Consider the following 26,961-nt stretch of genomic DNA (forward strand, 5'->3'; position numbering starts at 1 on the left):
TGTTATTTCCTCTGCTAAATTGATTAGACATTCCCAATGGCCTTTTACTCCAGCCGTAACAAGGCTTTTGAGGTGAATTTTTGAGATGTAAATTATAAAATGACTCCTGGCAATGACCTAAAGCTTCGGAAGATGAACCGCTGTTGGCGAATCGAGGTCCCTGGGGAGTTTTGAATTTCCTCAAGGGGCGATCGTTGCGCTACGCTAATAAAAAACGGACTAATTTTGGCCCTTCCCAATTTATTATCTTCTAAAATCCCCAAGAAAAATGAAACGATATTTGTCAGTATTCTGGCTATATTTGTCTGTACTCGTGCTATTTTGGAAAACTGCGATCGCTGCTGAACTCGAATATCGGGTCAACTTTGCGATCGCCTCGTTCAGCAGCCTGGGAAACCTCGCCGGGAGTTGGTTTGCCCTTTCCCTATTTTACGCCACTGACTACAATTTTGCAGGATGGCAATGGGAAGAAGCCCTGGTGGTTTTGGGGGTGTTTACCATTCTCCAAGGCTTTTCCTCCACCTTGCTCGCCCCTAATTTGAATACCATTGTCAAACAAGTGCAGGACGGCACTCTCGATTTTGTGCTGCTTAAACCCATCAGTTCTCAATTTTGGCTATCGGGACGGACAATTTCCCTTTGGGGGCTGCCGGATATTATTTTAGGCTTACTCCTGATTTTTTATGCAGGCAGCCAATTAAATTTACCTGCGGTTAACTATCTAGTCAGTTTCATTCCCCTACTCTTTGGGGCAATCAGTCTCTATAGCCTCTGGTTTATGCTAGGTGCGATGAGTATTTGGTTTGTGAAAATATATAATGTTACGCAAGTCCTCCGAGCATTACTGGAAGCGGGTCGATTTCCAATGGTGGCTTATCCCACTGCCTATCGCTTTTTCTTCACCTTCATTGTCCCCGTTGCCTTTCTCACTACCGTCCCTGCCGAGGCGGTTTTAGGACGGGTCGAATTCAGTTGGATTGCGGGGGCTGCCCTCTTGGCGATCGTCCTCTTCTTGGCTTCGATGGCATTTTGGCGCTTTGCCCTCCGGTTTTATACCAGCGCCTCCAGTTAGCAGCAAAAGGGGGGTAGAGACGGAAAATGCCCCGCCTCTACCCGGATTACGTCTGCTGTTTAACACCTTCAGTTTTTATAACGGGAGACAGCAGGGAAGCACAACACAGCCAAAACCCGATTTCGATGTTCCTTTTAAAGCTTGGTGCGCGTTAGCACAAGCGCGGAACCGTTCCCCAGACTGGGCAAGGGCAGCGAGAAAATTCTCACTGCTAAACATCCGGTAAATATAATCTGAGCAAGACTCGTCTTGATGTAACATCCGATGAGCGCAGGCAAACCCTTTTCTGGGAGAAAGGTGGGTTTTATAGGAAGCGATCGCCTCTAAAGCTAGTCCTCGGGCGATCCCATCAACGCGGGTTAGTTGCATAGCTTAATTTGGGGGTTTAGATTCAGAGTTCCTTTTTAATACAATTGACGCTTTTTTATCTCTATCCAAAGGATGAAAGCTTGAAGATTATACTTCATTTTTAGCCAGTAGTGAGTCAATTTTCCCTGAAATTACAGCTATCTCGGCTATAACTGAAGGGAATTCATCAACTCGCCTGGGGAGACTAGGGTCATATTTTTCCAGGCGATCGCCTCCTTCATTCCAATAAATCCGGCTGCTGACGAACGATCATCTCATAAAGTGACTGAAAGCTAAACCACCCCATGTAATGACTTCCCACCTGAGAATAAGTCAATTGAGCAATTTCTGGCGCAATAGAGATGGGTTCTCCTGCTGCCTCTGCCATCAGTTGACTTTGACAGGACCGATCCATTGTGATAAACCACCAGCTTGCCTCATCTACGGAATGACCCACGGTGAGTAATCCATGATTGCGAAGTACAATCGCCTTAGCGTTTCCCAAGGTCCGCGCTAATCGTTCTCCCTCACTCACATCTAACACCACGCCGGTATAGTCATCCAATAAGGCATGATCCCCGTAGAAAGCACAGGCATCTTGAGTGAGAGGGTCAAGGAGTCGTCCCAGGGTGGACCAGGTTTTGCCATAGAGGGAATGAGTGTGTACTGCCGCGATGACATCGGGACGCGCTTTGTGAATTTGGGAATGAATGGCAAATCCAGCGGCATTGATGGGGCGATCGCCTTCTAAAATTTCCCCTTGATGATTGACTAATACCAGGTCCGAGACACGAATATGACCGAAATACATTCCAAAGGGATTGACCCAGAATCGCTCAGGAAATTCCGGATCGCGGACCGTAATATGACCCGCCACGCCTTCATCAAATCCAAAGTGAGCAAACAGGCGGAATGCGGCTGCCAAGCGTTGTTTGCGATACAGTCGTTCATCGCTGAGGCGATCGAATGTGGGGGGTTGGGGGAGTCCGGGTTTGATTAAGCGTTCATCCATAATTGTTACGAAGTAGTGAGAGGGTGTTTAGCTTGGATTTGAGTGTTTATAAAGTTTAATTGGGCGTAAAGCATTGATATTTTGGGGACAGGGATTTGTTTGGCGATCGCTGCTTGCAGAGGATTGCCTACAATGGATTCTATTTCTAAGGGTCGCTGGTGGTCATAATCCAATTTCATACTGGTGATATAGGGCTTCATTTTAGCCGTATGGTCCAGCATTTTTTGAATAAAGCTTTCAGGAATTTCCCGATTATAGGCAGCAGCAACCGCCCCCACTTCGCGCATTAACTGTTCCGATAACAGGCGCGTGTATTCATTTTCCATAATTTCATCAGTTCGGGCATTGAGAACTACTGACAAGCCGTTATAAGGAATATTCCAAATCAATTTTTTCCACCGGGCCAGGAGTAAATCTTCAGCAAATTGGGTGGGAATTCCAGCAATTTCCAAATCTCCAGCAATGTCTCGCAGGGTAGGGGTGATTCCCAAGGGTTGATAATCTGGTGCATATTCCCCTAGGGTAATCGCGCCATAATCGAGGTGGTGAATATGGCCCTCTGCGACTTTATTAGAGCAAATAAAGCATAATCCGCCCAAAATATGAGTTGGACCAACAATCGGGGCGACTGTCTCTTCGTTACCCAGACCATTTTGTAACATTAACACCGCCCCGGATTCTTTCAAAACTGGCGGCAGCAAAGTGGTTAATAAAGAATTGCGGGTGGTTTTTAAGGCAACAATAACAACATCACAAGGCGGCATTTGGTGGACATCATTATAAACATTCAGGGAGTCGAGGGTAAAGTCCCCCCAAACCGAATCCACCCTTAATCCGCGCTGCCGCACGAACTGATAATCTCGATGCAGCAAAAAATGCACCTCAAACCCCGCTTGCTGGAGTTTCGCGCCATAAAATCCGCCTATCGCCCCGGTGCCAATAATGGCATAACTCCGATTCCTCTGAGACTGCAACGCTGTACCCATTCTCCCATTACTTTCAACTCGCTACTCTATCAATTTTAACATTGATGAACCTATAAAAAAGGATATATCCTTTCAAGGGCAAGGCTCACGGAGACAGAGCAAACACCCCAGAACTTCGCTCTAAGTTGGGGAATTCAATCATTTCGGGTCCTGGGGTAGGGGTGAGAAACCGGGTTTTTTTTCCTAATCTGTGCTAAATCTCTACAATCCGTGTCAGAAACCCGGTTTCAGGGTCCTGGGTTTCTGGCCCTTCCCAGTCTGGATGTCCTAGATTATGATAAAGAGAGTTTACTAAACTTAATAATAGAGACCGTGACTACACAACAGCTTAGACTACCGACTGCGATCGCCAAGGAAACCTGGATTTGGAACGGCCATAAAATACAGTATGCCGTCCAAGGGGTCGGTCGTCCCCTCGTCCTGATTCATGGATTCGGGGCCTCTATCGGCCATTGGCGCAAGAACATTCCCGCCCTTGCAGAAGGGGGATATCGCGTGTTTGCCTTGGATTTGCTGGGATTTGGCGGTTCAGATAAAGCCCCCCTGAATTACACCCTGGAACTGTGGGAAGAACTAATCACGGATTTCTGGAGGGAACATATCCAGGAACCGACCGTATTTATCGGCAATTCCATTGGTGCATTGTTGAGTCTGATGCTGGTTGCCAATCACCCCGAAAAGTCAGCAGGGGGTGTTTTAATCAATTGTGCCGGGGGGTTAAATCATCGCCCGGAAGAACTGAATCCGCCATTGCGGTTGGTGATGGGTACGTTTAGCAAATTAGTGAGTTCTCCCACACTAGGAACCTTCCTGTTTAACCGCATTCGCCAAAAACACCGAATTCGCAATACCTTGCGCCAAGTGTATCGCAACCGCGAGGCGATTACCGATGAATTGGTCGATTTGCTATACGAACCCTCCTGTGATGCGGGGGCACAAAAAGTGTTTGCCTCAATTTTGACCGCACCTCCGGGAACCCCTCCGTCCGAGATTTTACCAAATGTTACCCATCCGTTATTGGTGTTGTGGGGGGAAGATGACCCTTGGACACCGATCGCCGGAAGTCGGATTTTTCAACAGTCTCACCCACAACGGACCATTACCTTTAAGTCGATTCCCAATACCGGGCACTGTCCCCATGATGAACGTCCCGAGGTGGTGAATCCCCTGATTTTAGACTGGTTAGAAACCAGTTGGACCGGGAACACCAACGCCTAACATTTTCGTATTCACCGAGTTGAGGACAGGGCCGTGCCCTGTCCTCAACTCGGTGACCCTACAACAGTTTTCCTCACATTTGCGCCAAGTTTATTGTTTCATCAATGAATTAATCTGTGTCTTATAAGTATATTTTGTTTCATAAACCCTATAACGTTCTGTGCCAATTTAGCGATCGCGACGGCAACAATGCAGGCATTGAACGCCCCACCTTAAAAGATTACATTAACATCCCCGATATTTATGCTGCCGGTCGCCTAGATTTTGACAGTGAAGGACTGTTGCTGTTAACCAATCACGGAGCCCTTCAACATCGCCTCTGTTCCCCTAAATATGCCCATCCCCGGACCTATTGGGTACAAGTTGAACGCATCCCCGACGAACAGGCCCTCGATTCCCTCCGCAAAGGCGTCCAGATTCAGGATTATCGCACCCGACCGGCAACGGTGCAACTCTTACCCACCGAACCCGAACTCCCCCCCCGGGATCCCCCTGTTCGCTTTCGCAAAACTGTCCCCACCGCCTGGTTAGAAATCACCCTCACCGAAGGGAAAAACCGCCAAGTCCGACGGATGACTGCCGCTGTCGGGTTTCCCACCCTCCGCCTCGTGCGATCGCGCATCGGCAACCTCTCCCTAGGGGGGTTACAACCCGGTGAATGGCGGGATTTGACTCCGCAGGAGGTTAAATTTCTGTTGAAACAGTTGCGTTCTTAGGGAGATGGGGAAGGTGGGGAGGATGGGGAAGATGGGGAGGATGGGGAGGATGGGGAGGATGGGGAGGATTATTCTCCCCTATCTCCCCTATCTCCCGTCTCTCCCCTATCTCCCGTCTCTCCCCTATCTCCCGTCTCTCCCCTATCTCCCGTCTCTCCCCTATCTCCCCTATCTCCCGTCTCTCCCGTCTCTCCCCTATCTCCCCTATCTCCCGTCTCTCCCGTCTCTCCCCTATCTCCCCTATCTCCCCTATCTCCCGTCTCTCCCCTATCTCCCGTCTCTCCCCACCTCCCCATCTCCTACAATAAAAACAGCCCCTAGCGATTTCCAACCATGAATGATTTTCCCGACTTTAGCGCGAACGGCTATAAAATTATCCGAGAACTCGGCCATAATCGCGCCGGGGGTCGGGTGACGTATTTGGCGGTGGATCAGCAGCGACAAGAATCCGTTGCCATTAAACAATTCCAATTTGCCACCAGTGGTTCGGACTGGTCCGCTTATCGGGCGGTGGAACGGGAAATTGAGGTATTACAACAGTTAAATCACCCCGGGATTCCCAAATATTTGAATTCGTTTGAGACTGCCGACGGGTTTTGTATGGTACAGGAGTATAAAGATGCTCAATCCCTGGCGGTTCCCCGTAGTTTTGAGGCGGATGAGGTCAAGGAACTGGCGATCGCAGCTTTAAACATCTTAGTTTATCTGCAAACTCGGACCCCGTTGGTGATTCATCGGGATATTAAACCCGAAAATATCCTCGTCAGCGATCTCCTAACATTATACCTCGTCGATTTTGGCTTTGCTAAACTCGGTTCGGAAGATGTGGCGATGAGCAGTATGGTCAAAGGGACAATGGGATTTATGCCCCCTGAACAATTGCTGAATCGCCAACTGTCTGCTGCTTCAGACCTTTACGGATTAGGTGCGACCTTGATTTGTTTACTCACCGGAACCCGGTCAGTTGCGATCGCCGAGTTAGTCGATGACGATTATCGCATCCAATTCAAACATCTCATGCCTAAAGTGAGTTGGCGCTGGATTGAATGGTTAGAAACAATGGTTCAACCCCATCCGGATAGTCGCTTCCCTGATGCAGCAACCGCCTTGGCCGCATTGGAACCGATTTATGTCGTCCGCACACCGGAAGTCCATCTCAGCAAAACTCACTTCACCGCAACCGCCTCAACCCTAGGAGAACAAATCACCCACACCCTCTCGATTAGAAACCCGGTTCCCGACACCCGACTCCAAGGAAAATGGCAGGTTGCTCCCCATAGACAGGACCCGCCTCATAGTCCCGATGCTCATGCTTGGATTTCCTTTTCTCCTGCGCATTTTAAAAATAACAATCGGTTAGACACTAAAATTATTATTGATACCCGTCAATTACGAGCAAATCAAACTTATAAAAGAGAACTTTTATTAGAAAATAATGGCATACCCAACCCGATTAGAATTCCTGTCGAAATTACCACAGCTCCCATTCCAATTTCTACTCAAAAATTACCTTACAGTTCATTAGGATTGTTATTTTTAGCAGCCGGTGTTGGAGGAATGTTAGCCCTTCATTCCATCGCCACACCAATTGCGATCGCCCTGAGTGGATTTCTAGCTTGGGCGGGGCTGTCTAAACTTGCTGGAAAGCAGGGATTTGTCGTTAAATTCCTGCTCACTTCCGTAGCAACGACCCTAATCGCGGCGATCGCCGGATTTACCCTGGGAATGGCTGCCGGGGCCAGTCTAATGGGGTCCTGGGCCACAGCTGGAACCCTAGCTGCCACAGCGGTTACCGGGGTTGCTTTAATATTGGCCGCCTCCGGGATTACCAAGGAATTTGGACTGCAAATCGCCACTGCCCTTTCCCTACTAACTGCCGCCTCTGGCATCAGTTGCGGCATTGCTTTACAATTAGGATTCTGGACTCCATTACTCATTGCTGCTGCTGCCCTCACCGGCGTTCCCGTGATAGGAGTCATGGTGTGGCTTCCCATCAGGCGATCGCGTCTCAAAGCAAAATATCGCCGTTCTGAGCAACATTTAATCGCGCCTTAAAGCCTAATTTTTGAGGTCATCAAAGGACCAAGGACCAAGGACCAAGGACCAAGGACAAGGCACTGCCTTGTCCCTACTCGCCAAAAAAGGGGGAACCCCGCTAACGAGACTCCAGCCAAGTCACTAAATCGGTGACTTCTGTAAAATCGAATAATGCCTCGTTCAAATCTTCCAATTGAGCTGTTGTAAGTGCATCAAGGCGGTTTATTACATCCGGTTCTAAGGAACCAAACCGTCGGGTAATCGGACGCATAATCATGGCGATCGCCTCCTGTTTTTTCCCTTGATTCAGACCCTGTTCGAGACCCTTTTGAAGGATATCTTGATAAATCACAGATTCTTGCATAATTTCCTCCCGAAAAAAGTTAGCAATCACATCTTTATTAAACCGTAAACCCGCTAGAACCTGGGTACAAGCAGCGATTTCTTGGCGCAGTTCAGTTTCTCCTATTTTAGCCACTTCCTGAGCAACTTGCGCTAAGAGTTGGTTCGGTTCTTGAGTCGCCGATAACACCGCCAAGGGGAGCAATGCTGGGTCTTGGAGCAACGGTTCGGGAGATTCCTCCCACATCCGAATAACATCATATCGATGTCGAGTATTTTCGCTGATAAATTCCCTCTCAAACACCGCTGGATTGCTGGTGGGTTTGAGCCAAATAATCACCTGTTTCACCGGGAGGCCATATTGCCAATATAGCCGCACCCAATAGTTTAACATCCGCAAAGGCATCGGTCTATCTGTCGGGACTTTTACCTGAAATTCTAAATGCAGAATTTCCCGGTCCGTCTGTAAAAAAATCACCGAATCGGCCCGCACGGGTTCTAGGGTTAATTCAGTTTTTAACACCTCCACAGGTGAGGTAATGATTCTGCGTAGTATCCAACCGGCAAAGCGTTGGGGATATTTCGTTGCCAGGTATTTACATAGGTTATCTAGTGGCATGGAACTGGGCTTTAAATGACTCCTCAACTGATTGGGTTTGGGGCCGTTAATTAACAGCCCCAAACTTGATTTTAACGGGACTGCAACCAAGTCACTAAATCCGTAACTTCGGTCAAATCAAATAAGGCTAAACTTAGCTCTTCTAATTGAGTTAGGGTGAGAGATTCAAGGCGTTCTTGGACATGGGGTTCCAGGGAACCAAAACGGCGGTTCAGCATCCCCTGAATTAGGGCGATCGCCTCCTGTTTTTTCCCTTGATTCAGTCCCTGTTCAAGTCCCTGTTCGAGACCCTTTTGAAGGATATCTTGGTAAATCACCGATTCTTGCATAATTTCCTCCCGAAAAAAGTTAGCAATCACATCTTTATTAAACCGTAAACCCGCTAGAACCTGGGTACAAGCAGCGATTTCTTGGCGCAGTTCAGTTTCTTCTATCTTAGCCACTTCCTGAGCCACTTGCCCTAGGAGTTGGTTCGGTTCTTCCGTCGCTGATAATACGGCTAAGGGTAGCAATGCGGGGTCTTGGAGCAACGGTTCTGGAGGTTCCTCCCACATCCGCACAACCTCATATCCATGACGGGTTGATTGGAACTGGAATTCTGTCTCAAAAACTGCTGGATTGCGGGTAGGTTGGAGCCAAATAATCACCTGCCTCACGGGTAGTCTATATTGCCAGTATAGTCGAACCCAGTAATTTAACATCCGCAAAGGCATGATTTGTTCCTGGGGGACTTTCACCTGAAATTCTAAGTGCAGGATTTCCCGCTCCGTCTGTAAAAAAATTACGGAATCCGCCCGAATGGGTTCTAGGGTCAATTCGGTTTTTAAAACTTTGACGGGGCTGGAAATTGGGGTTCCCAGTCTCCAAGCGGCAAACCGTTGTGGATATTTGGCGGCGAGGTATTTACATAAGTTATCAATCGGCATGATCCTTGAGGTTAATTGCCAGGTTTTATGGTTAAGTTTAATATAAAAAGGTTCATAATAATTCCCAGGGTTAACATGAATTGACCTGCACCGGGAGTCCATCGCTTGATAGAATGGGGGAGTCCGTTCGGATTGCCGTACCCGGAGTGGGTGTGGATAATGGAGAAAATTTCCCTCATAATAGAAGTAGCAAATTGTTACAAAGGAGTGCTACTTTGGTTCAAACCCCTCAATCCCCGGCGATCGCTCAATTGGAAAATCCCCAAGAGTGGGACTTATCGGACCTTTATCAAGGGTTTGATGACCCGCAGATCGAGCATGATTTAGAAGTCCTTCAGCATCGTGCTGCGGGGTTTCGTCGCACCTATCGCGGCAATGTTGCCACGCTCAAACCGGAGCAAATCGCCGATTGTTTACAAGAATTGGAAGAAATCGCGCAAACCTCGGGTTATGTTTATGCCTATCCTTCCCTGACCTTTTCAGCAGATACGCGCAATACGGAAGCGAAGCAACTGCTGGATCAGGTGATGGAAGCTCTAACAGCAATTGAAAATCAATTGCTCTTTTTTGACCTAGAATTACAACAGATTTCTGAAGAGAATTTCAATCAATTACTGGGGGCAGCAGAACTCGCAAGTTATACCCATTATCTCCATCGGATTGCGGAGTTTCGTCCTCACACCCTTTCGGAAGAAATCGAACAAACGCGCAATCAAGACAGTCTGACGGGTCGGCAAGCGTTTATCCAATTGCGATCGGTACATTTGGGAGAACAAGAATATGAACCCGTCACAACCCCCGATGGCAAAAGTGCAAGCAATGAGGCAGAATTAAGTGCCTTGTTGTTTCATCCCTCGCCGGAAGTGCGGTACAATACCTATCTCTCCGTGCGAAATGTCCTCAAACAGCACAACTCCCTTTACGGATTTATTCTAAATACCGTCACTCAGGATCATCGCATCGAAAGTCAGATGCGGCAGTATTCCTCCACATTGCATAAGCAATTGTTAGCTGATGAGGTTTCTGAACCTGTTTTCCGTGCGATTATGGACGGGACAGCGAGTCGATTTGAACTGTTCGAGCGCTACTATCAACTCAAAGGAAAGGCACTGGGTCAGAAAATCCGAATTTGTGACCTCTATGCACCTTGGACCACTGAGGATGAGGAACCCTTACCCCCAGTTAAGTATCAAACCGGGGTAGAAACCTTGCTGAAAGCCTTACAAGAGTTTGATGTCAATTATGCGCGGCGTGCAGAAGAGTTTTTCCTGAAAAATTGGATTGATGCCAAGGTCCGTCCAGGTAAACGGGGTGGTGCATTTTGTGCTTACTCTCACGGTAAACACAGTTATTTATTGCTCTCTTACACGGACGATTACAATTCTTTGTTTACCCTAGCTCATGAAATGGGTCATGGGTTGCATTTTGCTTGGATTGATGATGCTCAGTCCTATTATAATAGCAATCCGCCTTTGGTTTTAGCAGAGATTGCTTCGACCTTTAATGAGCTGCTGTTGCTGGATTACCTGCTGAAAACTTCGGCAGACAATAAGGCACTGATGAAGTCGTTGCTCACTCGGCAGTTGGAAGACCAGTTTAATTTGCTATTCCGGCAAAGTACGATTAGTCGTTTGGAATTAGCAATTCACGATCGCGCCAAAGAAGGCAGCTTTGATGCCAAGTTCGTCAATGAAAAATGGATGGAGTTGTATCGCAATCTCTGTGGCAATGCCGTAGAATTATTGCCCGAACATCAGTATGACTGGGCGCGAATTGGGCATATTTTCTTTAAGCCTTTTTATTGCTACCAGTACGCCGCTTCTAATATTGTGAGTTTAGCCTGCTATAAGAAGTATCTGGAAACGGGTAAAGATTTTATTCCCGGCTATCTGGAATTATTGGCTGCCGGTGGGAGTATCAATCAGGTGGACGCATTGCGGAAGTATGTGGATGTGGATATCGAAAATCCCCAGACGATCGCCAGTGCCTTAGATTATATCGAGGGCTTATTGGATAAGTTGCAGGCGAGTTTGTAATTGGACATAAGAACAGTAGGGGCGATTCCCGGTTCGCCCCTGACAAATACGCTTTATCCTCCGGCTGAAGGGTACAAAAAAAAGGAAGCTTTTAGGCTTCCTTTTTCTGCAAGGGTCTCACAATTTAGGCGTTTTTGACTCCTTTGCGCTTGGCTGTGGCAAATAGACCGCCAACAGCCATTAAAGCAAGCATCGTAGAGGGTTCGGGAACTGAGGTGACTGGGACGCCAGCTAGTTTAACTTCATAGTTCCCATTATGAGATATCCCATCTGCACCAACGCCGAGGTTGTTGGCTTGACGCGAATCGGTGGCAGCGAAGCTATACAGGTATTTAGCAGGACCATTGTCATAGATCACTTTAACCAGTTCGCTGGCTTTTATGCTGGCGGGTACCAAGGAAGCTAGAGGTACCGTTCCTAGAAATGGCACTTGTATTGTGGCGTTTCCGACTGCCAGTTTTAACATATCGGAGGCATTGAAGTGTCCTGCCAGTCCAATACTAATTTCCCCTGTTGTATCATTTTGATTGACGTAGGAAATATTGGGGTCACTGAAGCGCTGCAATCCCTTCTTGCTGATCAAGGCAGCCTGAACTGCTGGTTTGACGAAAGAGGGGACGTTGTTCGCTAAAAAGGCATCGTCTAACCATTGAGACAGTAAAGTTTTGCCGTTCCCCATATCGCTGTACCAGTCGGCTTGGGTTAAGCTGCTGATGACGATATTTTTGCCGCCGATTGTACCCGTTAAAGTGGTGTTTTTGGTAAAATCAAAGTTAGCTTGTTCGCTGCTTTTCGCTAATTCGATGTTGCCGCCTGGGGCGCTGCTATTGCCCGATAGGATGGTGGATACAGAATCCGTGCAGGTGAGTCCGGTGAAGGTGCTAGTGCCATTGGAACAGTATAATAAGACGTCGGTGGCAGCAGTTCCTCCAAATTGGGGATTGGTTAAGGTGCCTGCAAAGGCGGGGGCGCTACCGATCGCAGTCATACCAACAGCAACGGAGGTGGCGAGTGCGAGTTTGTTGATGAATCCGGTCATGGTGGGGGTCTCCTCAAGAATGTGCAAGTGGGTTTAGGTTGGGGAATCCGCTGGGTCTTGCGGATGTCTTATTAAATCTCGGGGTTTCCCGGGATGGTGCGATCGCCATCACGTTAAAGACGCGATCGTTTGGAAGCGGGCCAGTAAATACACTTACCAAGGCTGGGGTCGGTCGGCCCCCCTCTCTATCTGAGAGGGTCTCAACATTAAGGTTGAGTAATAACAATAGGATTTCTGACTATCTCTCCTCATCTTATCCGCAACCCCTCTCACCTTCCATAAAGTTATGATGGAATCTCGTAAAGTTTGTGTAAAGAGTTGCTAAACTTGCCCCGTTGCCAGCCTATATTTTTACTAAAGTTTTCTCCCGGTGGGGCTTTTGTAAAAAACAACCGATGAGACGCTCTCATCGGTTGTTCTTTGGGACTGGGGGACTCGGTAAAATTATGAATTCAAAAACTGGGCAATTCGTTCCACCGCTTCTTCTAAAACCGGCGGATCCCAAACTAAGGCAAACCGCACATATCCTTCACCCATTTTTCCAAATCCGGAACCGGGAGAAGCAGCTATGCCGGTTTTTTCGACCATTTGCGTACAAAAGCCGATGGAATTGTTGGCCCACTGTTCCGGGAGTTTGGCCCAGACATACATGGTAGACTCGGGCATCGGCACTTGCCAGCCGATGCGATGGAGGGCATTAACGAAAGCATCCCGACGCTTCCGGAAGATGCTGGTCATTTCGCCTACGGTGTCTTGGGGGCCGGTGAGGGCAGCGATCGCCCCGGTGAGAATCCCCTGATATTGGTTGAAATCCACTGCCGCCTTGACTTGCCGCAGGGCTTTAATGAGTTGGGGATTCCCAATGGCATACCCCACCCGTAATCCGCCCATATTATAAGATTTGGACAAGGTAAAAAACTCGATAGAAACGGTTTTTTCTGGGTCCGCTTGCAGGATGGAAGGGACGGAAATTTGGGCATCAAAGACTAAATCCGCGTAGGGAAAGTCGTGCACCAGGACTAACTGATGCTGCTGACAAAAAGCAACCGCTTCTTGGAAAAACGACAGGGGAGCGATCGCGGTGGTGGGGTTGTGAGGATAGCTGAGCACCATCATCCGCGCTTGATTGAGAACCGCTGAGGGAATTTCCTCAAAGACAGGCAGAAATCCATTTTCTTCCCGCAGAGGCATCCCATAAATTTGACCACTGGCTAAGTACACCCCACCCGCATGGGAGGGATAGCCCGGATCCATCAGTAGGGCAAAATCTCCGGGATTTAAAATGGCTAAGGGTAAATGAGCGGTGCCTTCCTGGGAGCCAATTAACGCCAGGACTTCAGTTTGGGGGTCTACTGCAATGCCATAGCGCTCGTAGTACCACTGGGCAGCCGCTTCGCGAAAGGCTTGGGTGCGGTGAAAAAGGACATAGCCGTGAGAGTTGCGATCGGGCAAAGATGAGGCGATCGCCTCAACGATATGGGGTGCCGGAGGCAGGTCCGAGGACCCCAATGATAAATCAATGACCTTCAATCCTGCGGCTTTTGCCTTAGCTTTAGCGTTATCCATATCCGCAAAGACATTGGAACGCAGGGGTTCTAAACGGTTAGCAAACTGCATGATGGTTAACGGGTGAGAAGCTGATGGAGTGCAACTGATTCGGAATCCGGTTTACCGGGGTCTGCTAAACCCGCACCCTCAAGGGTGGGGCTATACTAACAAAGCCTGCCTACGCAGGCTCTCATCATAAAGCAGGTCCGGTTAGGGAATCCCAATGGGTTTTTAGAGATGGGCGTCGATCAGGGCGGCTAATGCCTGTTTGGTAATGGCTCCCTCAAAGGATTCCACGATCGCCCCCTCTTTAAATACTCGAATTGCCGGTACGCCTTCTACACCGCACTTTTTCACTGATTCAGGATTGGGATCGACTTCTAGCTTAAGGACTTTGAGGCGATCGCCATATTCTGAGGCGGCCCAGTCTATATAGGGAGAGACCAATCGACAAGGGCCACACCAACTGGCCCAAAAATAGGCCAATACTGGGGTGGTTGCTTGTTCTACTTCGGTTCCAAACTCAGTATCTGTGACTTTGATAATGCTACTCATGCCCACCGCTTTCAAATATCAGGTACTAGGCGATCTCCACTCTGGGGCGATCGCGCACTGTTATTAAACTTTGATTATTTTACAGCAGGGGAGGCAATGGGAGATGGGGGGGATGGGGGATGGGTCATTTGTCATTTGTCATTTGTCATTTGTCATTTGTCATTTGTCCTTTGTCCTTTGTCATTTGTCCTTTGGGGTTTCCAAGAAATAAATCGTCCAAATGCGATGGTTAAGGAACTAACAAGACTTCTTCAGCCCGCGCAGGCGGGCTTCGTCCGTATAGCCCCACCCTTCAGGGTGCGGGTTTTTTGGGTATTTTATTTTTTGGAGTTCCCTTAAGGGATGGGGGGGTGGCGGATTTATAGAAAAAAAACCACAACTCCCTGGGTAGAGGGCCGCCTTAGTCAGAAGTAAAGACAAGCCAACTCATGAACATCAGGGAGTTGTGGAGAATTGGGGGATTAGTTAACTGTCATTGAGTTGCGATCGCAACTGTTCCAATTCATCATCCACAGCGGTTTTGGGTGCGCTGCTGTTTCCGGCACTGGGGAGTTGACTTTGAGCCGGAGATGCGCCGGTGAGTTGAGCTTTCATGGCTGAGAGTTCATCATCCACATCGCTTCCCGCCTCCAATTGCGCAAACTGATTTTCCAGATTCGTGCCGCCAATTTCATAAGCCGCTTGAGAGCGAGCTTCCATTTGCAGCACCTTTTCTTCCATACGCTCGAAGGCTGCCATTGAGCCACCCGTGTTGAGCGAACCGAGGGTATTTTGAAGCTGTTCGTTCGCCTTGGCAGCTTGCGCCCGAGCTTTGAGCATATTTTTCTTGGTTTTCGCTTCGGAAATCTTGCTTTCCAAACCGATTAAATTACGCTTTAGGCTATCAACCTGAGTTAACTGCCCATCCAGTTGGGTTTTTAACATGGCAGCGGTTTCAGCGTGGGATTTTTTGCGCACAAGAGCTTCGCGGGCGAGATTTTCATCCCCTTTTTGGAGGGCAAGTTGGGCGCGACTTTGCCAGGTATTGGCTTCGGTGGTGGCTTGCTCGTATTGTTTCTGGGTGCGTTTTTGGTTGGCAATGGAGCTGGCAACGGCTTGGCGCAACTGCACCAAGTCTTCCTGCATATCGATAATAGATTGCTCTAGGACTTTTTCTGGGTCTTCTGCTTTGCTGACTAGATCGTTAAGATTGGCTTTGACAACTCGGCTAATGCGATCGAACAATCCCATGATGCTATTTTTCCTTTTCGGGTTTACAAGGTAGGTTGTTATGGACAGGTTGTGAGCCTGAGATCCCTCGGTTGATTGATTGGGTGGCAAGGGTCCTTACCCATTCCATCTCCTTTGATGGTACTCGGTGTCAGCCGGAGACAGAAGGTGACTGCGGCGATCGAATACCCGAGACTCTCTTGCTGAATCTAGTGTAAAAACTTCATCCGCTTTCGCGCTACATCCCGATATATTTTGGGGTGGATGGACTGCCTGGAATACTGACTCCGAAGGCCCTGCTGCAAGCGTTCCGGGTTGAGTCAAGGGGAACGGGATAGGGGATATCAGCGCCTGGGGAGTTTTTCTAAGTGGGTTTAATTCCTATTTTAAAGGGTAAGGCTTAAAGTTTTGATAGCTCATCAGCGCTTGCCAATTCACAATATTATCAAATTTGACGGGAAGCAACGCAACGGATTTCTGGCCAATTCACCCTACCTGGGGCGGGGAACCGGAGGCTGGCTAGTGGGAGGTTACTCCTGGAGGACGGAGGCAAAAGAAACCCTCTTTCCAGCATTAGTCGTCCATGCGATCGCGGAGTTTTTGGAGTTCTCCTTCTATTTCCGGATCTCGGGGAGCAGAAACGGGCTGAAGTTCAGGACGAGGGGGGTTACTCCCGCTGATTTGCGCCTTCAGTGCGGTTAATTCCTCATTTACGTCACCTCCAGATTCTAGGGAAGCAAATTTTTTTTCTAGGTCATCGCCACCGAGGGACGCGACTGCTTCCGATCGCGCTTCGAGTTGCATGACTTTTTCTTCCATCCGCTCAAAAGCCGCCATTGCATTCCCAGTCCCCACGTTCCCGAGCATCTCATTGAGTCGCTCGGATGCCTGGGCAGACCGCGCCCGAGCGATATAAAGGTCTTTTTTCGTCCTGGCTTCGACGATTTTACCTTCTAAAGCCCGCATATTTTGCTTAAGCTGTTCCACCACTCTGGTTTGCTGGTCGATCTGTGCTTTCATGCTCGTCGCGGTATCTTGGTAGGATTTACGACGGGTCAGGGCTTCGCGAGCAAGGTTGTCATCCCCTTTTTGCAAGGCCAACTGCGCCCGTCGATACCATTCGTCTGCGGTGGATTGGGCTTGACTGTACTGACGCTCGGTGCGTTTTTGAGTCGCGATCGCCACTGCTACGGCTTGTCGCAGTTGGGTCAAATCCCCCTGCATCTCAATCATCGTCTGTTCGAGAATCTTTTCGGGGTCTTCGGCCTTATTAATTAAACTATTAATATTAGCTCGAATCACCCTCATGATTCGGTCAAACAATCCCATAACGGACTCCATATAAGTTAGGTAGTGCCTCCAAGGTCGCCCCGGGTCCCGGGCTAAAATGTCAGGGTTTTCTCAAGAAGGCGATCGCCTTCTATGGCGTGACCAAGGGCTGGCAATTTTTTAAAACCACCTTCCCCCAAGGGGCGATCGCCCAGAGTCTAGCGCTCACATCCTGCCCGTTGCGGACCGGGTACAAAGCCTAATCCTATGCTATCGCAGTCTAAGAAAGGCTGGGGAGTCTACCCCTTAAGGGTTATAAATTTGCCCCGTTATCCCTTGCTGCTTCATTTGTTCCAGCATGGCTTGAGCTGAGGCTTGATCTTCAAAGGCAGCGACCTGAATCTTAACCCCGATGGGATACTCTCGTAGGTAGGCATCCGGTACAACTTCTCGCGCCTTCCATAGGCTCTCCTCATTCTGATAATCCATCACCACATAGTAAAACCCAGGGAAGGACGCTGGACTTACCCCTGTAGCCGGTGCTCCCGGTGCTCCCGTTGCTCCCGTTACTGCCGTTGCTCCCGGTGCTCCCGGCGCTCCCGTTGCTCCCGGCGCTCCCGGCGCTCCCGTTGCTCCCGGCGCTCCCGGCGCTCCCGGTGCTCCCGTTACTCCCGTGGGAGCAGTTCCCGTAGCCGGTTGAGTCACCACAGGCTGTCCGGATCCAGCCAGATAATCCGTAGTCAGATTCCTCAAACCCGGGGAAGCTGGGGCCGGAGTGCCCGGGGCGGGGTTAGGAGTGACCGTGGGGGCGATCGCCACCGTCTGCGAAGGGACAGACCCTTGGGGACTGGGGGCCGGAACTGCAACCGGCGGTTTTTCCTCCAGGGTTCCGAGATTGCCTAAATCCAAGGGTTTAAACTGGGAATTGGTTAAATCTGGGGTAATGGGCGCTTCATTGGTTGAGCCAGACTCAGGGACTTGATTATTCGCATTTGTGCCTCCATTGGCTTGTTGCCGAGTGGCTGGATCTTGCCCCTCTCCCATCTGAGTTACGACATAAGCTAAAGTGCCACTGGCTGCCACAAATAACAGCATTGACCCAATTCCCAAGGGACTCAGGAAGCTATTTTGGGACCGAGTTTTTCGTCTAGCTCGCAGTTCGGCCAGCTTTTTGGCGTTTTCTTGATCTAAACTACTGACTAATTTTTCTGAAGAGTCAAGATATTCATGGGGGTCTTTGGAATCACTTCCCTGAGTTGCTCCAACGATCGCACCGGGGCTTTCTGTAGATAAGCCGATGCCATTGGTCGTTCCCGGAATGCCGTTGTCCCCAGAGGTGGCGATCGCCGGAATACCCAAGGGCTGATTCTCACTCCCGTTAACGGCAGCACTGGGCGTTTCTGCTGCGTTAGGTCCAGGCATCGGTTTGAGGGCTTCAAATTTCAACGTCTGAGCGCTAGGCAATTCTAAGGAAGGAGACTGCTGGGATGAGGTGCTACTGGGGGAGAGGGTAATTAAATCCACTGCAGTTTTTTGAGGGGGGGTCAACCCATTCCCGGAGTAGGACGGTTGCACAGCATCACCCCGCTTTTGTCGTCGATAGCGGGTTAATTCTGACTCTAGCTTGACGTCTAAACTTTCTAGCACTGCGGCTAATACTGGTTTTAATCCCTGCTCTGGGGAAACTGGGGCGGGACTCGCCTTGGGGGACCGATCGCTCATGCCGTCTCTCCTGTGTGATTTCGTGATGATTTCGCCTGGTGGGTTGCTCCCGGAAGATGGGGAGTTTGACTGATTCTGGCCGATGCCCATCCCTATAATAGGAGGCATGGCAAGAGTCACCGGCTGTACTGTTGCACCCAATTTTAAATGTTTCAGTTCAATTCAGTTCAATGTTGAGTTTGACTCGATGGCTTTTAACTCTCTGGATCATATTTTAGGCGCTCTGGCGGCTCAGACCCTGGGACAAAAGCAATGGGAATATCAGCAGTTGGTGGAGTCTTGGGCGATCGCAGTGGGTCCGAAGATTAATCAACATACTCGTCCCTTGGCGGTGGAACGGGGGGTGCTGCGGGTGGCGACTTCTAGTGCGGCTTGGGCCCAAAACCTGATGTTTGAGCGGCGACGGATTTTGCAACGGTTGAATGTGGGACGCGCTGAGGCGATCGCGGATATTAGATTTTCTCCCAAGGATTGGTCTAAATCTGATGTTAAATGTCCAGATTTGGCGGATCAAGAGATACTTTGGCAGGATCATCCTTCTCGGCTGGCTGAGTTGAGCGGTGATGCCAGAACTCCCAAGGGTTCTCAGGCTGAGAATGCTCAAGGGACTTTTGATCGCTGGGCTGCTCGGGTGCAGGCGCGATCGCAAGGGTTGCCCCTTTGTCCCGGTTGTGGTTGTCCCACGCCTCCCGGGGAACTCGATCGCTGGTCGGTTTGCGCCCTCTGTGCTCCGAAACAGTGGTAAGGCTGGGGGGCGATCGTCCCTCTTTCTTGAAAGCAATTCCGCTCCTCCATTCGGAGTGATTCACAGATCGGGCGTCCGTGCTAACACCCCCCGGGGGTTTCCGGACTACCTATCCCCCCACCTCCATTGCAAACATCTCCCTCAAATCTCTGTCTTGAGTGCCTTGACTTATTTTGATTTTGGATCACCAACTGCTGACTTACAAGACCAACGCTCAGTATTTATTGAGGTTATTTTCCCTGAACTCTACCCTTGTCAGTTCGGTGAACAAGTGGCTAGAATGTTGATCCCCATAAATTTTGGGCTTGAACTCATCCAGTTAGGAGGGGTCGAGATGAGTTGGTACTTAACTGAATTGTTGCTAATTCTTACAGAATAATAAAGAAAGTATTAAGGTTAATTTTTATTGGGGATCGCTTAAAGCTATACGGGATAAAGGCTTGATGCCTTTCTTGCGTAAAATTACCTTACACCATAATAGAAGCATCATTTGATTGTCCCCACGCACCCCTATGAAGACCTCAAATTGCCCAGCATCATCCTGCCGTCATTGTCGCTTTTATACCCCTGAAGGCCGCAGGGGTGGAAACTGTCAACAACTCGGTGTACTGGTTCGAGGAGGCTGGAAAGCTTGTTCCTTAGCTTTACCTCCCTTTGCTCCTTCTTGGGAAGAGATTAAACCCGAAATGATCATTTTGGAAGACCAACGACTGCGAGTGGAGGGGACTCTATCCCTAGAACGGGCATTCTACCAACCTTCAGCCGAGCGACACAATGGTCAAACTGACTCGGTAGTTGTCTCTACAAACCTCAATAAACCGGATAACGGTGAGCATTTTCTCTCAGTGAGCTAACGCTACAACAAATTTGACATTCACGTTCATTTCAGAAAAGTTAAACGATCGCATGATTGGGTTGAATGGCTCAGTAGAATTACTCAGCAAATCTCGCTTTTGGGGTTAAACTTCAGAAGCGATCGCGATCGCAACTTTTAGACATCAGGGGTACAAACCCGGTTGGATTCCCAAACCGGGTTGCATAATTTAAAGGCAGTGAATGATCTAGGCAATTAAAAAGTTATGGCAACCAGGGATACTGACGAAAATCTGGTTGCCTTTTTTCTAGGAATGCTTGCTTTCCTTCCGCCCCTTCCGCCGTCATGTAGTACAACATCGTCGCATTTCCCGCCAGTTCCTGTAACCCCGCTTGACCATCGCAATCGGCATTAAAAGCAGCTTTCAGGCAACGAATCGCGATCGGGCTTTTCTCTAAAATTTCATTCGCCCAGGTGACCCCCTCCGCCTCCAGTTGTTCCACCGGCACCACCGCATTCACCAACCCCATCTCTAGCGCTTGGGTGGCATTATATTGCCGACACAGAAACCAGATTTCCCGCGCTTTCTTTTGACCCACGATTCGCGCCAGGTAACTGGCCCCAAACCCGCCATCAAAACTGCCCACTTTCGGTCCCGTTTGACCAAAAATTGCATTCTCCGCCGCCAGGGTTAAATCACAAAGCAGGTGTAAAACATGACCCCCCCCGACTGCATATCCCGCCACTAAGGCAATCACCACTTTCGGCATGGACCGAATTAACCGCTGCAAGTCTAGGACATTTAAACGGGGAACTCCCGCCTCATCGATATATCCCGCTTCCCCTCGCACACTTTGGTCCCCACCGGAACAGAAGGCATATTTGCCATCAGTATGAGGTCCCGCGCCGGTGAATAACACCACCCCAATGCGACTATCTTCCCGCGCATTAGAAAAGGCATCATACAACTCAAACACCGTTTTTGGACGGAAGGCATTCCGCTTGTGGGGACGGTTGATAGTAATTTTGGCAATCCCATCAGTTTTGTGATATAGGATATCTTCGTAAGTTTTGGCGGTTTGCCAGTTGATTTGCATTTTATCCAGTAGCTGCGCGACGTCAAATTGTGCATTGTACCTTGCTTGGGGTGTTTACGCTTCCCCTAGCCCCCTGATCGCCGCTTGTTGAGAAGGATTCTCCCGGCCCTATCTTGAGAATTTTGCGAATTACTCCCGATTTATATTTTTTTAAATCCCTGACTTATCAAGCTTAAATAAGCTTGAAATCCTGAATTTTTTATAAATATATGGTGAAAAATTCTCTCAATTGGTAAGGTAATCCCAAAAATCCGGGAATAAAACCTCTCTATATTCCTGCCTAATTCCAATGATTTATAAAGTTTCTACCCGCTGAGTTGTTGCGTATTCTCACTTAAACAAGCTCTGTAAACAAAAAAGATTTACCCCCCTAACTCACCCCGCTTGGTGAATCTTTACGTGAATATACGGACTATTTAAACTTAATGAATTAAAGTGACCTAATTCAACAGTCTTCAAATAACCCCTATGGGGGGAGCTTGTAGGGATTTTCTTTACTCAATCTTTAAAAAAAAGACTTGTCTTACCCCAAAAAAGTTCATAGGATTGTGAATGTAAGAAGGAAATTTTAACACCTGTGACGAGGGGAATATGATGAAAGCAACTGTATTAAAAACTATCTTAGGAACCGCTGCTGTTACCGTTGGTTTGATGGGGGTTACTGCACCCCAAGCGAATGCCGGAACGCTTCATAACGGCTGGAACTACGCTATTGATTCATTTAAGGATGGGGCAGAAGGGAATATTATTGGGGCTAACAGTGCTTATGAAATGTATGGCATGGCTGTTAAAGAGGATACCCAAAGCAACAGTATTTTTGTAGCGATTAATGCCAATCTCCCGATTACTGGCGACAACTATGGTGGTGCAGCAGATGGTCATATTGGCTGGGGTGATTTAATTTTTAACTTTTCCGGTCAGAACTTGCAAACTGCTAATGCCAGTGGCAATTTGTTTGGCATCCGGTTTGCTCAAAATAACGATTCTGGGGTGAGCAGCGTTGGGGTGTATGATAATGTGACACTCCGAAGTGTGACGAGTACAAACTCTGGATTTAACAATTTAACACACCATGCGAACCTGGTAGCTAGTCAACGGGGTAGCGCTTCTATGGGTGACTTGGCTTACAATGACTCCTACTTTGCGGGTCAAATTACTGGAACTCATACGGTTCTTAACTCAATTAAGACAGGGAATTTGTTGGGTGGAATTAATGTCATCAATAATTTCGCCGGGTTAGGGTTGGATTTCGGTAACTTTTCGGCGACTGGAACTCATACCTTCGGGTTTAGTTTTGATAAGTCTTTAATGCCGGTGGGTGAATTTGTGGCGACTTTGTTCGCAGAATGTGCGAATGATGGAATCGCATTAATGGGTGAGTTTACTGTGGCAAGTGTTCCAGGTGACGATGTTTCAGTGCCGGAACCGTCTAGTATGCTGGGGTTATTGGCGTTAGGTTTGACCTTTGCTGGGAGTCTGTCCCGGAAAAAAGGTAAGGCGATCGCCAGTGAAGTGTAGATTAGAATCTGACTGTCAAACCTTACAAACCAAAAACCGGGTTTCTGCAATAAGTTGGGCTTTCTTTTCCCAAATTGTTGTCAGAAACCCGGTTTTTGAGCGTGATGGGGTTGATGTTATTGCAAAATGGTTTTGGAGACGATGCGGGTTTTTTTGCGATCGGCTTCGGAGAGTTCTTGTCCCTCTTGGAGGCGGGTGGCACTGGTTTGGAGGACGGTTGCTGCGCCTTTATCGCCCATTTGTAAGGCGGTTTTGGCAGCAGTTTGTAACATGGTGGCAGCACCCACGCGATCGCCTTGTTGGATTTTCTGTTCGGCTATTTGGGTTTGCCGATATTTTGCTAAGGCGAGGGTATGCTGTTGTACCGTGGGGTCGATCGCCGGGTGATAGGCACTCAATACATTAGCATCCACGAGAACCGAATCACTGAGAACCTGTTTCCGTCCTGCGGAAGGGTCATCGTAGCGAATTTGCAATTCCGCGAGGGTTTGTTTACCTTCGGCAAATTTGCCAATATACAGGTTAGCTAAGATCACCCGTTCGGTGGTCATAATATCCCCTAAGCGCACTTCAAATAGTCCATTTTTGGCTTCTACGGGGAGTTCGATGGTTTCCGGTGAGACTTGGGCGATGGGTTTGAGTTCGGCAAGGCGAACTTTCGGCATCAGCTTCAGTTGTAGGTAAGCATTGGTTAAGGCAACGGATTGAATCCGACTGAATAAGCGGCTAAACTCTTCTACGGCTTGTTCTGGGCGTTCGATATGGCACAATGCACCTCGGGCGGCAGTGGCAATGGATTCGAGAACATCTAAGTTCCAGTGATCGCCAAACCCAAGAGTGTTGAGGGTGAGGTTGGCATCTGCTGCTTCGGAGGCTAATTTCAGACAGCGATCGTTGCTACCATGTTCGTTTTCGCCATCAGTGAGGATGAACGCTTGGGAAACGGTGCCGGTTGCCCCTTTTTTGAGCTCTTCCATGCCTTTTTTCATGCCTTCATCGATCGCAGTCCCGCCATCGGCTTTGAGTTTTTCAATCTGTTTTTTGATGCGATCGGTATCTTCGATCACCTGATTGGAAACAATCACTTTAGCGCGATGATCAAAGGCAACAATGCTGAGGCGATCGCCGGGTTTGAGTCGGTCAATCAGTCGATAGGCAGCCTCTTTGACAGTGGTTAACGGGCGTCCGGTCATGGATCCGCTATGGTCCAAAATCAGGCAAAGGTTCAGGGGAACTGAGGTTTCTAAACCGGCGGCGATCGCGGAAATGGATAGGGAAAGTTGACGCTGAGAACTGGTTTGACCCGCGTCTATATTGGCATCACTCAGGGCTGGATGGATAGCAACTTTCATTAAAATTTCTCCTGGCAAACAAAAAAGCGGTCCCGATCCGGGTCTCTAACTATCTGGATTTTGGCACATCCGCTATGGACACCGCTAATGTTGCCAGGAGAATCCCTCTTTAAAGCCCCCCTTTTTAAGGGGGGTTGGGGGGATCAAACAGGTATTTTGCAGCTAGAGTTCTCCATTAAAGGATTCGTAAACCACTTGGGACATTTGCCGGATTAACTCTTCTGCTGCGGGGTCATTGTGGGGACGTTTGACGATCGCCGCGATTAAATAACGCTTGCCATTAGGCATATCCACCAATCCAGCATCGGAAATAGCGGTACCTATATCCCCGGTTTTGTGGGCGATCGCTGCGCCGGATCCCAATCCTTGGGGGAGTAGGGAATTATTCACCGTACCCTGCATAATTTTGAACAGGCGATCGCGACTTCGCAAAGACAGCACCTGTCCGCGTTCCACCTGTCCCATCACCTGCACCAAATCTTGGGGACTGGTGGTATTAGTTCCGGCTAAATCCGGCAGAGGGTTGGCGATCGCTGTGTTGCTCAATCCCCAGGATGCAAAGCGCTGATTCAGGGCCGCTGCACCCCCCAAGCGCTCAATTAACATATTAGTGGCGGTATTATCGCTAATCTCGCTCATTTTCGTTGCTGTCTCTAGGGCGCTGTACTTCGTCCCCGGTTCGCTGTACTGCATCTCCCCGGACCCTTCGGCAATATGCTCCTGTTTCATGGTCAGCATTTCATCCAGGGTGATTTTTCCCGCATCCACATCCTGAAAAAATGCAATTAAAATCGGCACTTTAATCGTACTGGCAGCGGAAAAGCTCTGGGCCCCATTCAAGTCCAAATATGCCCCCGTATCCAATTCAACGGCATAAACTCCCGGGGTCAATTCCGGATATTCTGCCGCCATTGCCTGCAATTTTTCTTTCAGGGTCGTGATTTCCTGGGTTAGGGGTAGGGCCTGGAGATTATAGGCGGGTGTGACCTGTTCCTGCTGTTCTTCTTGTTGAGTTTCGGCGTTTCCAGCCGCCCCTACGGTGTAGTTATCCGCCGGATTCCAGATGGATAAGAGGGTGCCCGCGAGTACCCCGAGTCCCACCCCGAGAATCAATAACCGCGCCCCATAAATCAGGGGAGAGAGTTTGGTCTGTTTCGGTTTCTTCTCGGTGGGTTTCCGGGTTCTAGCTTGGGGGGAACTTGGTTTGGAGGAAGTCCCGGCAGTGCGTTTAGATTGCGCTTTCGGAGTTCGCTTGCGTGGGGGTTTATTTCCCGAGTCTGGGGGTTTTCGCCCAGGAACGCGTTCCCGGGGAGAGTCGGATCTTTCCTGGGCCACCGGACGACTCAGGGGACTAGAACGAGTAAAGGTTGAGGGTCGTTGTTCGGCGAGGCGATCGAGGGATTTGGACCCACGAGGGGGGCGGGGATTGTCCAAACTGGCATAATCATCGGGTTGGTTCCGGGAACGGGGGACCCGGCCCATGCGCAATTGTTCAGCTAACTGCTGAGACTGTTGCTGTTGTTGGGCCTGATGAGAGCGAGATTGGGGCGCTTGTGCCGTTTCGCCATCGCCCAAGGGTGGGATGGCAGATCCCGTTTTTCTGGGGTCCCGGGGTGGCGCTTCCAGAGGGCGATCGCCACGGGTCCCGGGGGCAGATTTGCCGGAAGCTGATTTTGTTGCTTTTTTCCCCGCTGTCTTGGTTTTGGGTTGTTTTACCCGCTTTGTCGGTTCGCCAGACTCCGATTTTTCCGCAGGCACCACCGACAAAAATGACCGAATTGGAGACCTTTGAGCCACACCACACTCCTCTTGTTTCGTTCTTGCTGCTTGTTCGGCTAACCCAGCCCCTAAGTCCTATTTCTTAGGATCAGCTTTGCCCGCAGCACCGTCAATCGTAACCCCTTAAGGTACTCTTTTGGCGATCGCGCGGATAACCTGGGCAGAAACTCCGGGGCAGAAACCGGGTTGCTTGAGAATTTCTCTGTTCAAGGGCGATAACGCTTATAGCGTATCACCAACCCCTGCTCCTTGCGACAATGCCCACTCCATTTGTGTCAAGATTCCCCGCAACATGGCGACTTCTTGAGTTGATAATTGAGCGCGATTGTACAACCTTCGGAATTTTTCCAGTCTCCGGGGCGCAGTATGAGGATAAAGATACCCAATTTCTAACAACAATCGTTCTAACTGTTGATAATATCCCTCTAATTCCTCTAGGGAGGCGGTGGGAATGCTGGAAGTGGCGCTGATGAAGGGGGATGGGTTGTTAGTGTTGTCTTCTGCAAGTCCAGTCGCCTGTTGGTACAGTTCGGCGGCGCAAACGGCGACGGATTGGGCCAAGTTTAAGGAAGGATACTCGGGACTGGCGGGAATTTGCACGAATCGCTGGGCGTAGTTAAGTTCATCGTTGCTCAATCCTCGGTCTTCCCTGCCAAAAATTAAGGCGGAGGGGGTTTCTAATAGCCAAGGGAGGGCGACTCGGGGGGTTTCTAAGTCGGTGGGTAAGGACCGGGAACGCCCGGTGGTTGCGATCGCCCGTTGACATCCCACGAGGGCCTGTGGCAGTTCGTTGACAATTTGGGCCGCTTCTAAAATATCTGCCCCATGTACGGCCATTTTAATCGCCCATTCATCTTGGCGATCGCACTGGGGATTCACCAGGACTAACTGAGACAACCCCATATTTTTCATGACTCGGGCCACTGAACCCACGTTCAAGGGGCCAGCAGGTTCTACGAGCACGATCCGAATTCTGGCTAATGCGCTTTCACTCATGGTGGG

Annotated in this window: 23 protein-coding genes; 8 read left to right on the top strand and 15 right to left on the bottom strand. The window is 49.3% G+C overall.

Going from position 1 to position 26,961, the window contains the following annotated elements; translation table 11 throughout:
• Positions 1-268: 268 nt before the first annotated feature.
• Positions 269-1,072 carry an ABC transporter permease gene (locus tag NG792_RS15795; RefSeq protein WP_261197792.1) on the top strand — a complete coding sequence of 268 codons (804 nt, stop codon included), beginning with the start codon at positions 269-271 and terminating at the stop codon, positions 1,070-1,072.
• Positions 1,073-1,147: 75 nt separating this feature from the next.
• On the opposite strand, the gene yidD is transcribed toward NG792_RS15795, so the two are convergent.
• The 3 genes from yidD to NG792_RS15810 all read right to left on the bottom strand — a co-directional run bounded on the left by yidD (position 1,148) and on the right by NG792_RS15810 (position 3,418).
• Complete coding sequence (gene yidD, locus NG792_RS15800; RefSeq protein ID WP_261236014.1) at positions 1,148-1,441, bottom strand: membrane protein insertion efficiency factor YidD; 294 nt, start codon at positions 1,439-1,441, stop codon at positions 1,148-1,150.
• 217 nt (positions 1,442-1,658) lie between these two features.
• Positions 1,659-2,432, bottom strand: coding sequence for a class II aldolase/adducin family protein (locus NG792_RS15805; protein WP_261197794.1), 774 nt, complete (start codon positions 2,430-2,432; stop codon positions 1,659-1,661).
• A gap of 5 nt (positions 2,433-2,437) precedes the next feature.
• Positions 2,438-3,418: a putative 2-dehydropantoate 2-reductase gene (locus NG792_RS15810; protein ID WP_261236015.1), complete on the bottom strand. Its 981-nt coding sequence runs from the start codon at positions 3,416-3,418 to the stop codon at positions 2,438-2,440.
• 312 nt (positions 3,419-3,730) lie between these two features.
• Between NG792_RS15810 and NG792_RS15815 the strand changes: the two genes are divergently transcribed.
• The 3 genes from NG792_RS15815 to NG792_RS15825 all read left to right on the top strand — a co-directional run bounded on the left by NG792_RS15815 (position 3,731) and on the right by NG792_RS15825 (position 7,407).
• Positions 3,731-4,636: an alpha/beta fold hydrolase gene (locus NG792_RS15815; RefSeq protein WP_261236016.1), complete on the top strand. Its 906-nt coding sequence runs from the start codon at positions 3,731-3,733 to the stop codon at positions 4,634-4,636.
• A gap of 116 nt (positions 4,637-4,752) precedes the next feature.
• A complete protein-coding gene (locus tag NG792_RS15820; protein WP_261236017.1) occupies positions 4,753-5,352 on the top strand; it encodes a pseudouridine synthase in 600 nt (199 codons plus the stop codon).
• Positions 5,353-5,685: 333 nt separating this feature from the next.
• Positions 5,686-7,407, top strand: coding sequence for a serine/threonine protein kinase (locus NG792_RS15825; protein ID WP_261236018.1), 1,722 nt, complete (start codon positions 5,686-5,688; stop codon positions 7,405-7,407).
• 100 nt (positions 7,408-7,507) lie between these two features.
• On the opposite strand, the gene NG792_RS15830 is transcribed toward NG792_RS15825, so the two are convergent.
• Positions 7,508-8,350 carry an Rpn family recombination-promoting nuclease/putative transposase gene (locus NG792_RS15830; protein ID WP_261236019.1) on the bottom strand — a complete coding sequence of 281 codons (843 nt, stop codon included), beginning with the start codon at positions 8,348-8,350 and terminating at the stop codon, positions 7,508-7,510.
• Between the two features lie 71 nt (positions 8,351-8,421).
• A complete protein-coding gene (locus NG792_RS15835) occupies positions 8,422-9,276 on the bottom strand; it encodes an Rpn family recombination-promoting nuclease/putative transposase (RefSeq protein WP_261236020.1) in 855 nt (284 codons plus the stop codon).
• A 215-nt stretch (positions 9,277-9,491) separates the two neighbouring features.
• Between NG792_RS15835 and NG792_RS15840 the strand changes: the two genes are divergently transcribed.
• Positions 9,492-11,312 (top strand): M3 family oligoendopeptidase, encoded by a 1,821-nt coding sequence (locus tag NG792_RS15840; protein ID WP_261236021.1) that lies wholly within the window; start codon positions 9,492-9,494, stop codon positions 11,310-11,312.
• 124 nt (positions 11,313-11,436) lie between these two features.
• Here the strand turns inward: NG792_RS15840 and NG792_RS15845 are convergent, their stop codons facing one another.
• The 6 genes from NG792_RS15845 to NG792_RS15870 form a co-directional block, all read right to left on the bottom strand.
• Positions 11,437-12,351, bottom strand: coding sequence for an NF038130 family PEP-CTERM protein (locus tag NG792_RS15845; RefSeq protein ID WP_261236022.1), 915 nt, complete (start codon positions 12,349-12,351; stop codon positions 11,437-11,439).
• Between the two features lie 444 nt (positions 12,352-12,795).
• A complete protein-coding gene (locus tag NG792_RS15850; protein ID WP_261197805.1) occupies positions 12,796-13,968 on the bottom strand; it encodes an LL-diaminopimelate aminotransferase in 1,173 nt (390 codons plus the stop codon).
• Positions 13,969-14,130: 162 nt separating this feature from the next.
• Complete coding sequence (locus tag NG792_RS15855; protein WP_261236023.1) at positions 14,131-14,454, bottom strand: thioredoxin family protein; 324 nt, start codon at positions 14,452-14,454, stop codon at positions 14,131-14,133.
• Positions 14,455-14,919: 465 nt separating this feature from the next.
• Complete coding sequence (locus NG792_RS15860; protein ID WP_261236024.1) at positions 14,920-15,684, bottom strand: PspA/IM30 family protein; 765 nt, start codon at positions 15,682-15,684, stop codon at positions 14,920-14,922.
• 552 nt (positions 15,685-16,236) lie between these two features.
• Positions 16,237-16,992 carry a PspA/IM30 family protein gene (locus NG792_RS15865; protein ID WP_261236025.1) on the bottom strand — a complete coding sequence of 252 codons (756 nt, stop codon included), beginning with the start codon at positions 16,990-16,992 and terminating at the stop codon, positions 16,237-16,239.
• Between the two features lie 246 nt (positions 16,993-17,238).
• Entirely contained in the window at positions 17,239-18,654 is a 1,416-nt protein-coding gene (locus NG792_RS15870; RefSeq protein WP_261236026.1) for a hypothetical protein, read from the bottom strand.
• 187 nt (positions 18,655-18,841) lie between these two features.
• Here NG792_RS15870 and NG792_RS15875 point away from each other — a divergent pair, with 187 nt between their 5' ends.
• Together NG792_RS15875 and NG792_RS15880 are read left to right on the top strand one after the other, a co-directional pair.
• Positions 18,842-19,399 carry a DciA family protein gene (locus NG792_RS15875; RefSeq protein WP_261236027.1) on the top strand — a complete coding sequence of 186 codons (558 nt, stop codon included), beginning with the start codon at positions 18,842-18,844 and terminating at the stop codon, positions 19,397-19,399.
• A gap of 512 nt (positions 19,400-19,911) precedes the next feature.
• Positions 19,912-20,253 (top strand): hypothetical protein, encoded by a 342-nt coding sequence (locus tag NG792_RS15880; RefSeq protein ID WP_261236028.1) that lies wholly within the window; start codon positions 19,912-19,914, stop codon positions 20,251-20,253.
• A gap of 223 nt (positions 20,254-20,476) precedes the next feature.
• Here the strand turns inward: NG792_RS15880 and menB are convergent, their stop codons facing one another.
• A complete protein-coding gene (menB, locus tag NG792_RS15885) occupies positions 20,477-21,310 on the bottom strand; it encodes a 1,4-dihydroxy-2-naphthoyl-CoA synthase (RefSeq protein ID WP_261197812.1) in 834 nt (277 codons plus the stop codon).
• 591 nt (positions 21,311-21,901) lie between these two features.
• Between menB and NG792_RS15890 the strand changes: the two genes are divergently transcribed.
• The gene (locus NG792_RS15890; RefSeq protein WP_261236029.1) at positions 21,902-22,828 is read left to right on the top strand and encodes a PEP-CTERM sorting domain-containing protein; all 927 of its coding nucleotides are present in this window, start codon (positions 21,902-21,904) and stop codon (positions 22,826-22,828) included.
• 116 nt (positions 22,829-22,944) lie between these two features.
• On the opposite strand, the gene NG792_RS15895 is transcribed toward NG792_RS15890, so the two are convergent.
• The 3 genes from NG792_RS15895 to NG792_RS15905 all read right to left on the bottom strand — a co-directional run bounded on the left by NG792_RS15895 (position 22,945) and on the right by NG792_RS15905 (position 26,955).
• The gene (locus NG792_RS15895) at positions 22,945-24,180 is read right to left on the bottom strand and encodes a vWA domain-containing protein (protein ID WP_261236030.1); all 1,236 of its coding nucleotides are present in this window, start codon (positions 24,178-24,180) and stop codon (positions 22,945-22,947) included.
• A 162-nt stretch (positions 24,181-24,342) separates the two neighbouring features.
• The gene (locus tag NG792_RS15900; protein ID WP_261236031.1) at positions 24,343-25,977 is read right to left on the bottom strand and encodes a serine hydrolase; all 1,635 of its coding nucleotides are present in this window, start codon (positions 25,975-25,977) and stop codon (positions 24,343-24,345) included.
• 204 nt (positions 25,978-26,181) lie between these two features.
• Entirely contained in the window at positions 26,182-26,955 is a 774-nt protein-coding gene (locus NG792_RS15905; RefSeq protein WP_261236032.1) for an RNA methyltransferase, read from the bottom strand.
• Positions 26,956-26,961: the final 6 nt, after the last annotated feature.

It is taken from the genome of Laspinema olomoucense D3b, from assembly GCF_025370785.1.
GTDB classification, from domain to species: domain Bacteria; phylum Cyanobacteriota; class Cyanobacteriia; order Cyanobacteriales; family Laspinemataceae; genus Laspinema; species Laspinema olomoucense.

Excerpts from the sequence above, each read along its gene's own strand:
- NG792_RS15795 (WP_261197792.1), top strand. The coding sequence starts at position 269 with ATGAAACGATATTTGTCAGTATTCTGGCTATATTTGTCTGTACTCGTG.
- yidD (WP_261236014.1), bottom strand. The coding sequence starts at position 1,441 with ATGCAACTAACCCGCGTTGATGGGATCGCCCGAGGACTAGCTTTAGAG.
- NG792_RS15805 (WP_261197794.1), bottom strand. The coding sequence starts at position 2,432 with ATGGATGAACGCTTAATCAAACCCGGACTCCCCCAACCCCCCACATTC.
- NG792_RS15810 (WP_261236015.1), bottom strand. The coding sequence starts at position 3,418 with ATGGGTACAGCGTTGCAGTCTCAGAGGAATCGGAGTTATGCCATTATT.
- NG792_RS15825 (WP_261236018.1), top strand. The coding sequence starts at position 5,686 with ATGAATGATTTTCCCGACTTTAGCGCGAACGGCTATAAAATTATCCGA.
- NG792_RS15830 (WP_261236019.1), bottom strand. The coding sequence starts at position 8,350 with ATGCCACTAGATAACCTATGTAAATACCTGGCAACGAAATATCCCCAA.
- NG792_RS15835 (WP_261236020.1), bottom strand. The coding sequence starts at position 9,276 with ATGCCGATTGATAACTTATGTAAATACCTCGCCGCCAAATATCCACAA.
- NG792_RS15845 (WP_261236022.1), bottom strand. The coding sequence starts at position 12,351 with ATGACCGGATTCATCAACAAACTCGCACTCGCCACCTCCGTTGCTGTT.
- NG792_RS15850 (WP_261197805.1), bottom strand. The coding sequence starts at position 13,968 with ATGCAGTTTGCTAACCGTTTAGAACCCCTGCGTTCCAATGTCTTTGCG.
- NG792_RS15855 (WP_261236023.1), bottom strand. The coding sequence starts at position 14,454 with ATGAGTAGCATTATCAAAGTCACAGATACTGAGTTTGGAACCGAAGTA.
- NG792_RS15860 (WP_261236024.1), bottom strand. The coding sequence starts at position 15,684 with ATGGGATTGTTCGATCGCATTAGCCGAGTTGTCAAAGCCAATCTTAAC.
- NG792_RS15865 (WP_261236025.1), bottom strand. The coding sequence starts at position 16,992 with ATGGGATTGTTTGACCGAATCATGAGGGTGATTCGAGCTAATATTAAT.
- NG792_RS15870 (WP_261236026.1), bottom strand. The coding sequence starts at position 18,654 with ATGAGCGATCGGTCCCCCAAGGCGAGTCCCGCCCCAGTTTCCCCAGAG.
- NG792_RS15875 (WP_261236027.1), top strand. The coding sequence starts at position 18,842 with ATGGCTTTTAACTCTCTGGATCATATTTTAGGCGCTCTGGCGGCTCAG.
- NG792_RS15880 (WP_261236028.1), top strand. The coding sequence starts at position 19,912 with ATGAAGACCTCAAATTGCCCAGCATCATCCTGCCGTCATTGTCGCTTT.
- menB (WP_261197812.1), bottom strand. The coding sequence starts at position 21,310 with ATGCAAATCAACTGGCAAACCGCCAAAACTTACGAAGATATCCTATAT.
- NG792_RS15890 (WP_261236029.1), top strand. The coding sequence starts at position 21,902 with ATGATGAAAGCAACTGTATTAAAAACTATCTTAGGAACCGCTGCTGTT.
- NG792_RS15895 (WP_261236030.1), bottom strand. The coding sequence starts at position 24,180 with ATGAAAGTTGCTATCCATCCAGCCCTGAGTGATGCCAATATAGACGCG.
- NG792_RS15905 (WP_261236032.1), bottom strand. The coding sequence starts at position 26,955 with ATGAGTGAAAGCGCATTAGCCAGAATTCGGATCGTGCTCGTAGAACCT.